Raw genomic sequence first — 14,199 nt, forward strand, 5'->3', positions numbered from 1 at the left:
TGACGCACAAAACTTTCATTCCCCTCTAAATGAGGAGGAATCTATTTAATCAACCGAAACTGGCTCAAGTTCTTCTACTGAAGATTGGCCATCTTCTGGCTCAGCAAATTTGATGCTGCGGTAACGGTGCATACCTGTACCAGCAGGGATCAATTTACCGATGATTACATTTTCCTTCAGACCGAGCAACTGATCGACTTTACCTTTGATCGCTGCATCTGTCAGTACACGTGTAGTTTCTTGGAACGAAGCCGCCGAGAGGAAGGAGTCTGTTTCCAGGGATGCTTTCGTAATACCGAGCAGGATTGGTTTAGCAACCGCTGGCTCTTTATCACTAAGAATCGCAATTTTGTTAGCTCTTTCGTACTCATGCATATCCACGAACGATCCCGGCAACAACGTAGTATCTCCTGCATCTACGATGCGGATTTTACGCAGCATTTGACGGATCATGACTTCAACGTGCTTATCGTTAATTTCTACGCCTTGGTTACGATATACGCGCTGTACTTCCTGCAGAATGTAGTTTTGTACACCACGTATGCCTTTAATCCGTAACATCTCTTTTGGATCAATGGAACCGTCTGTCAACTCGTCACCTGCTTCAACTTCCGCGCCTTCGCTTACGCGCACACGGGAACCGTAGGTAACGGAGTAAACTTTGGATTCCGCCTCACCTTGAATTTCGATTTCACGACGATCTTTCGCTTCGCGAATCTCTTTAACTACACCATCAATCTCACTGATCGTTGCTTGACCCTTAGGATTACGAGCTTCAAACAACTCCTGGATACGCGGTAAACCTTGCGTAATATCGTCTCCGGCTACACCACCGGTGTGGAATGTACGCATTGTAAGCTGTGTTCCCGGCTCACCAATGGACTGTGCTGCAATAATACCAACTGCTTCACCAATCTCCACGTGTTTACCAGTCGCGAGGTTGCGACCATAACACTTCTTGCAGACACCATGACTTGCACGGCAGCTGAGGACGGAGCGGATTTGCAATTTAGTAATACCTGCCTTGATGATCGCTTCTGCTTTATCGGAGTCAATCAATTCATTGCGACCTACAATGATTTCTTTCGTTTCCGGATGACGAACTGTCTCGAAGCAGTATCTGCCTTCAATACGGTCATAGAGATCTTCGATAACCTCTTTACCATCCTGGATACGACTTACCGTAAAGCCTTTATCTGTACCACAATCATCATCACGCACGATTACATCTTGGGCTACGTCTACGAGACGACGAGTCAGGTAACCTGAATCGGCTGTACGCAGGGCTGTATCCGCCAAACCTTTACGCGCTCCGTGAGTGGAGATAAAGTACTCGAGTACCGTCAAACCTTCACGGAAGTTCGATTTGATTGGGAGTTCGATGATTCGACCGGATGGGTTGGCCATCAGACCACGCATACCGCCCAATTGGGTGATTTGCGATTTGTTACCCCGTGCTTTGGAGTCAACCATCATCATGATCGAGTTGTAACGATCCATGGACTTCATCAGAATCTCAGTGATGTCATCTTTGGATTTTGACCAGATATCAATGATACGGTCATAGCGCTCTTCATTCGTAATCAGACCACGACGGTACTGATTCGTAACGATTTGTGCTTTTTCCTCAGATTGTCTAAGAATTTCAAACTTCTCAGGCGGAACGATAACATCAGATACCGCAACCGTAATACCGGCACGTGTAGAGTATGTGAATCCAAGTTGTTTGATTTTATCCAAAATAACGGCTGTTTCCGTTGTGTGATAAATTTCAAAACAACGTGCAATGATGGAGCCGAGGTATTCTTTACCGACACCGCCAGCCAGAGGAGCATTCATAATAGCTTCTCTGAGATCAGCACCTTTTTCATATACAAATGAGTGATCTGCAGTACCTTGGTACAGGTTAGCACGAGTCGCATCATTGATATACGGGAAGCTTGCCGGGAAAATTTCATTGAAGATAATTTTACCGATAGTTGTCAGCAACATTCCTTCTTGCTGTTCTTCCGTGAAGCTTGTTTTACCAAGCGCCTTAACCGGAATAGCTACACGTGCATGCAGACCAGCAGTACCACGTTGGTATGCCGATACAGCTTCGTTAACTGTACGCAAGATCATACCTGTGCCCTTTTCTTCCTTGTTGTCCATAGTGAGGTAGTAAGAACCAAGCACCATATCCTGGGAAGGAGTAACAACCGGTTTACCGTCTTTCGGGTTCAAAATGTTACCAGATGCAAGCATCAGGATACGTGCTTCCGCTTGAGCTTCAGCGGACAACGGAACGTGCACGGCCATTTGGTCACCGTCAAAGTCGGCATTGTATGCCGTACATACGAGCGGGTGAAGACGAATTGCTTTACCTTCAACGAGAATCGGTTCAAACGCTTGAATACCGAGTCTGTGAAGCGTAGGGGCACGGTTCAACAGAACCGGATGCTCCTTGATTACTTCTTCAAGAACATCCCATACCTCAGGACTTACACGCTCAACTTTACGTTTTGCGCTCTTGATATTGTGGGCAAGCCCCTTATTTACAAGCTCTTTCATAACGAAAGGCTTGAACAATTCAAGTGCCATATCTTTTGGCAGACCACACTGATACATTTTCAGGTAAGGTCCGACAACGATAACGGAACGACCAGAATAGTCAACCCGTTTACCGAGCAAGTTCTGACGGAAACGTCCTTGTTTACCTTTCAGCATGTGGCTGAGAGATTTCAATGGACGGTTACCAGGACCCGTTACAGGGCGTCCGCGACGACCATTATCGATCAATGCGTCAACAGCTTCCTGCAACATCCGTTTTTCATTTTGCACGATAATATCTGGCGCGCCCAGATCAAGCAGACGTTTCAGACGGTTGTTCCGGTTGATTACACGGCGATACAAGTCATTCAGGTCAGACGTTGCAAAACGTCCACCATCCAACTGTACCATTGGACGAAGTTCTGGCGGGATAACAGGAAGTACATCCATGATCATCCACTCTGGCTTGTTGCCGGAGTTGCGGAATGCTTCGATAACTTCCAGACGTTTGATTGCACGATTACGACGTTGTCCTTGCGCAGTCCGGAGCTCTTCTTTCAGGAACTCGAGCTCTTTGTCTATGTCAAGGTCTTGAAGCAATTTTTTAACCGCTTCTGCGCCCATGCCAGCCTGGAAACCATAGCCGTATTTTTCACGGTAGCTGCGGTATTCTTTCTCGGACAACAGCTGTTTTTTCTCCAGTGGAGTTTCTCCTGGATCAGTTACAACATATGATGCAAAATAAATAATCTCTTCAAGAGATCTTGGAGACATATCCAGGGCAAGACCCATACGGCTCGGAATACCTTTGAAGTACCAGATATGCGATACCGGAGCAGCGAGCTCAATATGGCCCATCCGTTCGCGGCGTACTTTCGCACGTGTTACTTCAACGCCACAACGATCACAGACAACGCCTTTATAACGGACGCGTTTGTATTTACCGCAATGACATTCCCAGTCTTTTGTAGGGCCAAAAATCTTTTCGCAGAATAGCCCTTCTTTTTCCGGTTTCAACGTACGATAGTTGATCGTTTCCGGTTTTTTCACTTCTCCGCGGGACCAAGAACGAATTTTCTCTGGGGAAGCAAGCCCGATCTTCATGTATTCGAAATTGTTGACGTCCAACAAGGAGCAACCCTCCTTAACCAATTCCTGTATTCTAGGTTACGCCCACTCCGGCCGAAGCCGGAGAAAGACGCGAGCCTGATGAAAAACGCCGGTCATCATGCGCTCGAAGCGGTTTATTCCGCTCCGACCTCTGTACCCTCAAGGTTGAGGCTGAGCTTATCGCTCGCAGCGTCATCTTCATCGTCCATTTCTCTCATTTCAATCTCTTGCTCATCTTCGCTCAAAATCTTAACGTCCATACCCAAGCTTTGCAGCTCTTTAATCAATACTTTGAATGATTCAGGAACGCCTGGTTCCGGAACATTCTCACCTTTGACAATGGATTCATACGTTTTAACCCGACCAACAACGTCATCGGATTTAACAGTCAAGATTTCTTGCAGTGTATAAGCTGCACCGTATGCCTCAAGCGCCCATACTTCCATCTCCCCGAAACGCTGTCCACCAAATTGGGCTTTACCACCCAATGGCTGTTGCGTAACAAGTGAGTAAGGACCTGTGGAACGGGCATGGATTTTATCATCAACCATGTGTGCCAATTTGATCATGTGCATGACACCTACGGTAACTTCACGTTCAAATTCTTCTCCTGTACGACCATCATACAGGACAGTTTTACCATTACGTTGCATACCTGCTTCTTCCATCGTATCGAAGACGTCATACTCCTTCGCTCCGTCGAATACAGGAGTTGCTACGTGAATACCCAGTTGCATCGCGGCCATACCCAAGTGAACTTCGAGTACTTGACCGATATTCATCCGGGAAGGTACGCCCAGTGGGTTAAGAACGATCTGAACCGGTGTACCGTCTGGCAGGAAAGGCATATCTTCTTCCGGCAAGATGCGGGCCACGACCCCTTTGTTACCGTGACGTCCGGCCATTTTATCACCCTCGGAAATTTTCCGTTTTTGAGCGATATATACACGAACGAGTTGGTTAACACCTGGAGGCAGCTCATCACCGTTTTCACGGGTAAATACTTTCACGTCTACTACGATACCGTCAGTACCATGTGGTACACGCAAGGAAGTATCACGTACTTCACGTGCTTTCTCACCAAAGATCGCATGCAAGAGACGTTCTTCTGCTGTCAGCTCTGTTACACCCTTAGGTGTTACTTTACCAACCAGAATGTCGCCAGCACTGATCTCAGCACCGATGCGGATAATACCGCGCTCATCCAAGTTACGCAACGCTTCTTCCCCAACGTTAGGGATGTCACGTGTGATCTCTTCAGGTCCGAGCTTGGTATCACGTGCTTCTGACTCATACTCCTCGATATGGATGGATGTGTATACATCTTCCTTAACGAGTTTTTCACTGAGCAAGATCGCATCCTCGTAGTTGTAACCTTCCCAAGTCATGAAGGCAACAACAACGTTACGTCCCAGAGCCAATTCACCCATTTCCGTTGAAGGACCATCAGCGAGGATATCGCCAGCTTTGACAGCAGCACCTCTTTTGACAATCGGACGCTGGTTAATGCATGTTCCTTGGTTCGAACGCATAAATTTGTGTAATTTATATTTAACGATATCGCCTTTAACTTCCTGACCGTCCACTTCTTCAACACGACGGACCCAAATCTCGTTCGCAGAAGAACGTTCAATAATTCCGTCATAATCGGAGACAATACATACACCAGAATCTTTTGCAGCTTTGTGCTCCATGCCTGTTCCTACAAGTGGTGCTTTAGGAATCAAGAGTGGAACCGCCTGCCGCTGCATGTTAGATCCCATGAGTGCACGGTTGGAGTCATCGTTCTCAAGGAACGGGATCAGCGCTGTAGCGACGGATACAACCTGTTTAGGCGATACGTCCATGTAGTCAACTCGCTCACTCGGCATCGTAAGGATGTTATCCGACTGTTTGTTGTAACGTACAATGATCGCTTCTTCTTCAAATGTACCGTCTTCGTTCAACTTCGCATTCGCTTGCGCGATAACATAGTTGTCCTCTTCATCCGCTGTCAGGTAATCAATTTGCTCGGTTACAATACCTGTCTTCGGATCAACCCAACGATATGGAGCTTCAATGAAGCCATATTCATTCACACGAGCGAACGTAGACAAGGAGTTGATCAAACCGATGTTTGGTCCCTCTGGCGTCTCGATTGGACACATACGGCCATAGTGGGATGGATGGACGTCACGCACTTCCATACCTGCGCGCTCACGCGTCAAACCACCGGGTCCGAGTGCGGACAAACGACGTTTATGTGTCAACTCACCCAGCGGGTTCGTTTGATCCATAAACTGTGACAACTGAGAGCTACCAAAGAACTCTTTAATGGATGCAATAACAGGACGTATGTTAATCAAAGCCTGTGGTGTAATTACGTTAGCATCCTGAATGGACATTCTCTCACGAACCACACGCTCCATACGGGACAAACCGATACGGAACTGGTTCTGCAGGAGTTCACCCACCGAACGCAAACGACGGTTACCCAGATGATCGATATCATCCGTGCTACCAATTCCCTGTAGAAGGTTAAGGAAATAACTGATGGACGAAATAATATCCGCCGGTGTCACGTTTTTAACGGACTTGTCAATGTTTGCATTGGCAATCAGTTTGACCACTTTACCATCTTCAGTTGGTGAGAACACATCAATCGTTTGCATAGGGATATCATTGGCATCCAAAACGCCGTTACCCACGTGATACGTGCGGAATCCAACGCTCTTCTCCAGATACGGCATGATTTCATCCAACAAACGACGATCAACCATTTGACCTGCTTCAGCAATGATCTCACCTGTCTCAGCGTCAACAAGTGACTCAGCCAAGCGCTGGTTAAACAAACGGTTTTTGATGTGAAGTTTTTTATTCATTTTGTAACGACCTACATTAGCCAGGTCATAACGTTTTGGATCAAAGAAACGTGCTACGAGCAAGCTTTTCGCATTATCCAGCGTTGGAGGCTCGCCCGGACGAAGACGCTCATAGATCTCAATGAGTGCTTTCTCCGTGGAATCCGTGTTGTCTTTGTCCAGTGTGTTGCGGATATATTCGTCATTACCGAGCAGATCCAGAATCTCAGCATCTGTGCCAAAACCAAGTGAACGCAGGAGAACCGTAACCGGTATTTTACGTGTACGGTCGATCCGGACGTAAACAACATCCTTCGCGTCCATCTCCAGTTCCAACCAAGCGCCGCGGTTAGGAATAACTGTAGCGGTATACGTTTTTTTGGCGTTTTTATCTACTTTGGTACTGAAGTAAACGCTAGGAGAGCGAACCAACTGGCTGACAATAACCCGTTCCGCACCATTAATAATAAATGTGCCCGTGTTGGTCATCAGCGGGAAATCTCCCATGAATACTTCCTGCTCTTTGACTTCGCCGGTTTCCTTATTAATGAGCCGGACTTTGACCCGAAGCGGTGCTGCATACGTAACGTCACGCTCTTTCGCGTCGTCTACTGTATACTTCGGTTCACCGAGACTGTAATCGATAAATTCCAAAATCAAGTTACCTGTAAAATCTTGGATCGGCGAGATATCCTGGAACATTTCGCGCAACCCTTCCTCCAAAAACCAATCATAGGATTTTTGTTGGATTTCAATCAGGTTCGGAACTTCGAGTATCTCGTTAATTCGTGCATAACTGCGCCGAGTGCGTCGACCATATTGAACAAGATGTCCTGCCAACTTAAACTCACCCCTCAATGTCTACTCACTTTAAAAATTTCGTTGCGAACCTCTGTTTGTAACCTTATAATGGTACACATACAGAGCAAAGCAATGCATCCACAAATAAAGAAAAGCCCTTACTCGAAATGTCGTTCGAAAAAAGAGCAACTTTGATCGGCGGATGTCTTTCCAAATCATTCTTATCCCCAGTTTGCCCAAAATGTACATATTATACGCCAAACGTAGGCATAATAAGCCCGTTCGGCGTAAAAAAAGGTTGACATTTTTAGTTAGCTAAAGCCAAGTAGGGCATCTTAATACTGACATTTTACAACTATACCACGACCTGAATTTCAAGTCAATAGTCCTATTGCAAAAAAAATGATCCCCTGCTTACTTTACAAACTCGGATTCAGCTTTTAGTAGATACCTATTCCGATTTCACCGCTTTGAAAATCCGATAGCCTTTATCCTTCGTCACTTCTTCCACTCTTCCAAACAAAGATTCCAATTTCGCTTTCGCTGACGGGGCTCCTTGTTTCTTTTGAATGACAATCCACAACGAACCGCCTACCTTCAGATGGCGATGTGCCTGTTCGAAAATAGTATGAACCGTATCTTTCCCAGCCCGTATAGGCGGGTTGGTTAGGATAACGTCAAAATCTTGCTTTTTCACTTCAGCCAGTAGATTACTTTGCAATACCGTAACATTGTTAATTCCGTTCGCTTTTGCATTTTCCTTGGAAAGTTCAACGGCTCTCTCGTTGATATCGATCATGGTGACATGCCCATCCGGTACAAGTTTGGCTGCTGTAAGACCCATTGGCCCGTATCCACAGCCCACATCGAGAACATGAGCCCCTGATGGCAACTCTATCGCATCAATCAATACTCTGCTGCCATAATCGATTCCGTTTTTGGAAAACACACCGGCATCCGTCACGAATCGCAGACTGAATCCGCGAAGAACCGCTTCAGTTACTCTGCGATCATGCGCCACTTGCGGTTTGTCCGAATAATAATGATTGGACATGCCCTCACTCACTTTCCATTTACAATTACAGCAACAAACCCCTTGATATAAGTCAAGGGGTTTGTTGTTTTGTTCATTTAGCTTGTAATAGCTAAATTATTTAACTTCAACTGAAGCGCCTGCTTCTTCAAGCTTAGCTTTAACCGCTTCTGCTTCTTCTTTAGCAACTTTTTCTTTCAATGCTTTTGGAGCGTTGTCAACCAATTCTTTTGCTTCTTTCAGGCCAAGACCTGTGATTTCGCGAACTGCTTTGATAACGTTGATTTTGGAAGCACCAGCGCTAGTCAAGATTACGTCGAACTCGGATTGCTCAGCTTCAGCAGAAGCTACTGCACCTGCAGCAGCTACTGGAGCTGCAGCAGTTACGCCGAATTCTTCTTCGATTGCTTTAACAAGATCGTTCAATTCCAGTACAGTCATGCCTTTGATTGCTTCCAAGATTTGCTCTTTACTCATGAGTGAACCTCCATATATAATATTATTTTTTTTAATTCATTTGCCGCCTAAGCAGCATTCAGATCAAGTTGCTTACGCGCCTTGCTCTTCTTTTTCTGCAACTGCTTTAACCGCAAGCGCGAAGTTGCGCACTGGCGCTTGAAGCACGCTGAGGAGCATGGAGAGGAGTCCATCGCGGGATGGCAGTTCTGCCAATGCCTTAACTTCTTCTACTCCGATTACGCGACCTTCTACGACTGCACCTTTCAATTCCAGTGCATCGTTCTTTTTCGCGAAGTCGTTCAGAATTTTAGCTGGAGCCACAACGTCATCTACGCTGAATGCAATTGCAGTAGGACCTGTAAGAACACTATCGAGTTCTGTCAGTTCTGCTGCTGCAGCTGCACGGCGAAGCAACGAGTTTTTCAGCACTTGGAATTCGATCCCTGCTTCACGAAGTTGCTTACGCAACTCAGTTACTTGGGCAACGTTCAATCCGCGATAGTCAACAACAACAGTTGTAACGCTCTCGCGCAATTTTGCTGTTACTGCATCAACGGATTCTTGTTTTGCTTGAATCACTTTTGCGTTTGCCAATCTGTACACCTCCTGATCAAATTTATCCCATTAAGAAAAGCCTCCGTAGAATCACGAAGGCTTGATATATACTCATCATCGATTTGCATCGTTCTAAGTTCTATAATCACACCTCGGCAGGAAATTAAGCCAAATGGCACCTACTGTCTACGGCAAGCATATTCAAATGTCAACGGTCAGTCACTCGGACTCACAACTTTTATATCTTATCAAAAACAGGACAAGCCTGTCAAGAGATATTATCTAAAAGCTGCTGCGTTCACGCGTGCGCCAGGGCCCATCGTGGAAGAAAGACTAACATTCTTCAGATAAACACCTTTTGCTGCCGCTGGTTTAGCACGATTCAGAGCTTCCATGAGAGCTTTGAAGTTCTCATTAAGTTGCTCAGAAGAGAAAGAAGCTTTACCAATCGGTGCATGAATTTGACCTGCACGATCCAGACGATATTCGATTTTACCGGCTTTAATTTCTTGAACAGCCTTAGTTACATCGAAAGTTACCGTTCCGGCTTTAGGGTTAGGCATCAGACCTTTACCGCCGAGCAGTCGGCCCAATTTACCTACTTCACTCATCATATCTGGTGTCGCTACGCAGACGTCGAATTCGAACCAGCCTTGTTGGATTTTGTTGATCATGTCTGCATCACCTACATAATCCGCGCCAGCCGCTTCCGCTTCTTTCGCTTTGTCACCTTTTGCAAATACCAATACGCGTTGTGTTTTACCTGTGCCGTGTGGCAAGACAACAACACCACGTACAGCCTGGTCTTGCTTACGAGGGTCTACACCCAAACGAACTGCTGCTTCGATTGTTTCATCGAATTTTGCAGTAGCTGCCTTTTTCACAAGCTCTACAGCTTCTGAAGGCTCGTAAGTTGCTTCGCTGTCAATCAGCTTAGCAGCTTCCAGGTATTTTTTACCGTGTTTAGCCATGTTTTATTCCTCCTTTGTGGTGTTAGCGGATATACCTCCCACATCAACCGGTCGCGAATCGACCGGTTTTACGAAGCCATGTTTCTTATGAAAATTAGTCTTCGATGGTGATACCCATGCTGCGGGCAGTACCTTCGACCATACGCATAGCGGACTCAACGTCTGCTGCATTCAGGTCAGGCATTTTTGTTTCTGCGATTTGACGTACCGCATCACGTTTAACAGTAGCAACTTTTTTCTTGTTCGGTTCGCCGGATCCTTTTTCAACTTTAGCTGCCACTTTCAACAGAACTGCTGCTGGTGGAGTTTTAGTGATGAAAGTAAAGGAACGGTCCTCGAATACAGAAATTTCAACTGGAATAATCAATCCCGCTTGATCAGCTGTACGAGCGTTGAATTCTTTACAGAATGCCATGATGTTGACACCTGCTTGACCCAAAGCCGGACCTACTGGTGGTGCTGGGTTTGCTTTACCTGCTGGAATCTGCAGTTTTACCATTTTAATAACTTTTTTCGCCATGATTGACACCTCCTTGCAAAATAGTGGTTAACGGGTTTTTCAACCCTCCCACAAGAAACTTGAAGAGACTATATCTTCTCCACTTGCGTATATTCCAACTCAAGCGGTGTTTCCCGTCCAAACATGTTCACGTGCACTTTCAACTTGCTTTTATCTACCAAAATTTCTTCCACGGAGCCTACGAAATTCGCAAAAGGACCGACTTTAATACGTACGGATTCCTTAATTTCGAACTCAATTTTCGGCTTAGGCTCAACCATACCCATGTGCTTCAGAATTTGTTCCACTTCTTCAGGCAACAATGCAGTTGGTTTGGACCCAGAACCTGTCGAACCGACAAATCCTGTAACACCTGGTGTGTTGCGAACAACATACCAAGAATCATCCGTCTGTACCATTTCCACCAAGACATAACCGGGATAAACTTTACGCATAACGGTCTTTTTCTTACCGTCCTTGTTTACCACTTCTTCTTCCATAGGAACAAGAACGCGGAATATCTTGTCTTCCATGCCCATAGACTCTACGCGTTTTTCCAAATTGGCTTTGACCTTGTTCTCATACCCTGAATAGGTATGAACGACGTACCATCTTTTTTCCATATCAAGCCACCGGAACCCTTCTTAAATAATCGCTTCGATCACAAAGGAGATGCCAATGTCAATGACCCAAAAAAACAGCGTCATAACCACAACAGTACCAAGTACGATCAATGTGTAGTTGGTCAGCTCTTTACGATTAGGCCAGCGAACTTTTTTAAGTTCAGCCCAGCTTTCTGAGAAAAAGGAAATCAGAGATTTGAAACTTCGTTTCACGCCGACACCTCCAAAAACTATCTGGTTTCGCGATGAGAAGTCTGCTCGTTACAAAACTTGCAAAATTTCTTCATCTCCATGCGGTCGGGGTGATTACGCTTGTTTTTTGTCGTAGTGTAATTTCTTTGTTTGCAGTTAGTACAAGCCAAAGTAATAATTACCCGCATGATGTACACCTCCCGAAGACTTCCACATTCAAGCAGAGTCTCTAAATTGATCCTGAAAAAAAAGCCATAAATTTAGGCCTACCTAAAACACTTTATCACAAGGGTATAACCATGTCAATGAAAGAATAGCCTTTCATTCATTGGGTATTACTTCCGTACAACGTACATTCGTTTCTCATCTCTGTTTTTCTCTTCTCCTGCATGGACCGAGCGATTACTAGTATAAACATTCTTAGATTTTATAAACTTGAGACACTAAAAAAAGACTCAAACACCGAGCCTTTTCCGTCAACGACAACATGTGTTTAATTATCTCGAACTTCCAGGTACTTTTCAAGTTTGCGCTTGACGCGCTGAAGTGCATTATCAATGGACTTCACATGTCTGTCCAAATCTACTGCAATCTCTTGATAAGATCTCCCGTCCAGATACAACATCAATACTTTACGTTCCAGATCACTCAGAATCTCGGACATTTTATCTTCCAGGCCCACAAACTCTTCCTGATTGATGATAAGTTCTTCCGGATCACTGACCTGAGTTCCACAAATCACATCGAGTAACGTACGATCAGACTCTTCGTCATAAATAGGCTTGTCCAGAGATACATAAGAATTAAGTGGAATATGTTTCTGACGTGTTGCTGTCTTAATCGCCGTGATGATCTGTCTTGTAATACACAGTTCGGCAAAAGCCTTGAACGAAGCCAGCTTGTCCCCTTTGAAATCTCGAATGGATTTGTAGAGGCCAATCATTCCTTCTTGAATAATATCTTCCCGGTCTGCCCCAATCAGAAAATAAGATCTTGCCTTGGCGCGTACAAAGTTACGATATTTGTTAATCAAAAACTCTAACGCTTCGCTTTCGCCTTCACGGAAAGCTTCGACAATGTCTTCGTCACTTTGGTAATCATACTTGGATAACATGATATCTTTGAGGTCGACACTCACAGACAATCCCTCCGGCTGCAACGCAAGGTACCCCGTTACTCTACTCTATGAAATATAGGATCAGTATATATGATGGTACCTCACACCGTCAACCACGCTCTGCCTAAAAAAGAACATCAATAACATAAATGTCAAGACTTTCAATATTCTAAAATTTGTAAAAACGTGCTGTTATTCCCGGCGCCATCGCTCAAACTCTTTTAATACATCGGGACTCAACTTGCCCCCGAGTGTGTTACGCGTGGTCTTCGCCTGATCTTCTTCCAGTCGTTTTTTTAATTCTTTTTCGTTCTGCTCAACTTCAATTAGCAACTCCCTCGCAGATACACGTAACGCTCCCTGTCCAAATATGACATGTTGCTCTACCATATCGCTCGTAGCCACATAGATTTGGCGTCTTCGCATGCTTAGTTCCCGAACGAGTCTCTCAATGCATTCGTCTGCCGTCTCTTTTTCCTTTGTAAAATAGATCTGCACTTTGCTCTGAGTAAAGGATTTACCGAGTCCAGGCACGAGGTAGGCGTCAAACACAACAATGACTCGACGGCCGGAGAAAGCCTGGTAATCTGCAAGACGAAAGAGAAGCCTGTTTCGCGCTTCTTCCAGCCCACTTTCCGCCAGTTTGGTTAATTCCGGCCAGTCGCCAATCATGTTGTACCCGTCTACAAGAAGCACATCACGGGAATCAGCCATACCTTCTATTCCTGCGCTTGACGCGAACGGAGCACTTCATACATGACAACCCCGGCTGCCACGGAAGCATTCAGGGAATTAATCTGACCTTGCATTGGTAATTTGATCAGCACATCGCATTTCTCACGAATAAGCCGTCCCATTCCCTTATTCTCATTTCCGATTACCAATGCCACAGGGCCAGTAAAGACTCCATTACCAAAGACACCTTCATGAGCCGTGACATCTGTCCCTACAACCCATACACCTTCCTCTTTGAGGCGATCGATGGTCTGTCCAAGATTACTTACACGAGCCACTGGCACGTACTCCACAGCGCCTGCTGATGTTTTGGATACTGTCACGGTTACCGCAGCCGAGCGACGTTTGGGTACAATGACGCCATGCGCACCCGTGCAGTCCGCTGTCCGCAAAATGGACCCCAGGTTATGCGGATCTTCAATCTCATCCAGCAGAATCAGGAAAGGATGCTCATTCTTCGCTTTTGCTGCGGCAAGAATGTCTTCTACCTCCACATAAGCGTAAGGTGCCGCTTGAGCAACTACCCCCTGATGCTGAATGCCTGGTACCGTTTGATCCAGCTTACGCTTGTCCACGTGTTGAATGACAATACCTAGTTTTTTAGCTTCCGAGACAATAGGTTGAGTCAGATGTTTCTGTGCTGTATCGGCAATCCATATTTTATTAATGGTCCGGCCTGAACGCAGCGCCTCCGTCACGGAGTGTTTACCGGCGATCCATTCTTCTTCCATCGTT

Annotated in this window: 13 protein-coding genes and 1 other annotated feature; all 13 genes read right to left on the reverse strand. The window is 45.6% G+C overall.

All coding sequences use genetic code 11. The annotated features are described in order from the left end of the window. Window positions 1–45 precede the first annotated feature (45 nt). Window positions 46–3,660: a DNA-directed RNA polymerase subunit beta' gene (gene rpoC, locus AC4E8D_RS27670; RefSeq protein ID WP_221825252.1), complete on the reverse strand. Its 3,615-nt coding sequence runs from the start codon at window positions 3,658–3,660 to the stop codon at window positions 46–48. Between the two features lie 113 nt (window positions 3,661–3,773). After that, on the reverse strand, window positions 3,774–7,319 hold the full coding sequence (gene rpoB, locus AC4E8D_RS27675) for a DNA-directed RNA polymerase subunit beta (RefSeq protein ID WP_091020534.1): 3,546 nt from the start codon (window positions 7,317–7,319) through the stop codon (window positions 3,774–3,776). 412 nt (window positions 7,320–7,731) lie between these two features. After that, window positions 7,732–8,334 carry a class I SAM-dependent methyltransferase gene (locus tag AC4E8D_RS27680; RefSeq protein ID WP_339305779.1) on the reverse strand — a complete coding sequence of 201 codons (603 nt, stop codon included), beginning with the start codon at window positions 8,332–8,334 and terminating at the stop codon, window positions 7,732–7,734. Between the two features lie 96 nt (window positions 8,335–8,430). Next, window positions 8,431–8,790 (reverse strand): 50S ribosomal protein L7/L12, encoded by a 360-nt coding sequence (rplL, locus tag AC4E8D_RS27685; protein ID WP_017692065.1) that lies wholly within the window; start codon window positions 8,788–8,790, stop codon window positions 8,431–8,433. A gap of 72 nt (window positions 8,791–8,862) precedes the next feature. Then, window positions 8,863–9,366 carry a 50S ribosomal protein L10 gene (gene rplJ / locus AC4E8D_RS27690; protein ID WP_017692064.1) on the reverse strand — a complete coding sequence of 168 codons (504 nt, stop codon included), beginning with the start codon at window positions 9,364–9,366 and terminating at the stop codon, window positions 8,863–8,865. Window positions 9,367–9,390: 24 nt separating this feature from the next. Then, window positions 9,391–9,537 (reverse strand) — a sequence feature (ribosomal protein L10 leader region). Window positions 9,538–9,605: 68 nt separating this feature from the next. Then, window positions 9,606–10,298, reverse strand: coding sequence for a 50S ribosomal protein L1 (gene rplA, locus AC4E8D_RS27695; RefSeq protein ID WP_017692063.1), 693 nt, complete (start codon window positions 10,296–10,298; stop codon window positions 9,606–9,608). A gap of 94 nt (window positions 10,299–10,392) precedes the next feature. Further along, a complete protein-coding gene (gene rplK, locus AC4E8D_RS27700) occupies window positions 10,393–10,818 on the reverse strand; it encodes a 50S ribosomal protein L11 (protein ID WP_017692062.1) in 426 nt (141 codons plus the stop codon). 68 nt (window positions 10,819–10,886) lie between these two features. Next, on the reverse strand, window positions 10,887–11,420 hold the full coding sequence (gene nusG / locus AC4E8D_RS27705; RefSeq protein ID WP_145336484.1) for a transcription termination/antitermination protein NusG: 534 nt from the start codon (window positions 11,418–11,420) through the stop codon (window positions 10,887–10,889). Between the two features lie 21 nt (window positions 11,421–11,441). After that, window positions 11,442–11,633 (reverse strand): preprotein translocase subunit SecE, encoded by a 192-nt coding sequence (secE, locus tag AC4E8D_RS27710; protein ID WP_017692060.1) that lies wholly within the window; start codon window positions 11,631–11,633, stop codon window positions 11,442–11,444. 17 nt (window positions 11,634–11,650) lie between these two features. Next, window positions 11,651–11,800 carry a 50S ribosomal protein L33 gene (rpmG, locus tag AC4E8D_RS27715; protein WP_072735843.1) on the reverse strand — a complete coding sequence of 50 codons (150 nt, stop codon included), beginning with the start codon at window positions 11,798–11,800 and terminating at the stop codon, window positions 11,651–11,653. Between the two features lie 305 nt (window positions 11,801–12,105). Continuing rightward, entirely contained in the window at window positions 12,106–12,750 is a 645-nt protein-coding gene (gene sigH, locus AC4E8D_RS27720) for an RNA polymerase sporulation sigma factor SigH (protein WP_017692059.1), read from the reverse strand. A 171-nt stretch (window positions 12,751–12,921) separates the two neighbouring features. After that, on the reverse strand, window positions 12,922–13,443 hold the full coding sequence (locus AC4E8D_RS27725; protein ID WP_036607162.1) for an NYN domain-containing protein: 522 nt from the start codon (window positions 13,441–13,443) through the stop codon (window positions 12,922–12,924). Between the two features lie 5 nt (window positions 13,444–13,448). Beyond that, window positions 13,449–14,195, reverse strand: a complete 747-nt coding sequence (gene rlmB / locus AC4E8D_RS27730; protein ID WP_449004969.1) for a 23S rRNA (guanosine(2251)-2'-O)-methyltransferase RlmB — start codon at window positions 14,193–14,195, stop codon at window positions 13,449–13,451. Between the last annotated feature and the right edge of the window lie 4 nt (window positions 14,196–14,199).

Source organism: Paenibacillus sp. SRL342 (assembly GCF_984798905.1).

Coding starts and splice junctions, on each gene's coding strand:
- rlmB (WP_449004969.1), bottom strand. CDS start 14,195: ATGGAAGAAGAATGGATCGCCGGTAAACACTCCGTGACGGAGGCGCTG.
- AC4E8D_RS27725 (WP_036607162.1), bottom strand. CDS start 13,443: ATGGCTGATTCCCGTGATGTGCTTCTTGTAGACGGGTACAACATGATT.
- rplA (WP_017692063.1), bottom strand. CDS start 10,298: ATGGCTAAACACGGTAAAAAATACCTGGAAGCTGCTAAGCTGATTGAC.
- nusG (WP_145336484.1), bottom strand. CDS start 11,420: ATGGAAAAAAGATGGTACGTCGTTCATACCTATTCAGGGTATGAGAAC.
- rplK (WP_017692062.1), bottom strand. CDS start 10,818: ATGGCGAAAAAAGTTATTAAAATGGTAAAACTGCAGATTCCAGCAGGT.
- AC4E8D_RS27680 (WP_339305779.1), bottom strand. CDS start 8,334: ATGTCCAATCATTATTATTCGGACAAACCGCAAGTGGCGCATGATCGC.
- rplL (WP_017692065.1), bottom strand. CDS start 8,790: ATGAGTAAAGAGCAAATCTTGGAAGCAATCAAAGGCATGACTGTACTG.
- rpmG (WP_072735843.1), bottom strand. CDS start 11,800: ATGCGGGTAATTATTACTTTGGCTTGTACTAACTGCAAACAAAGAAAT.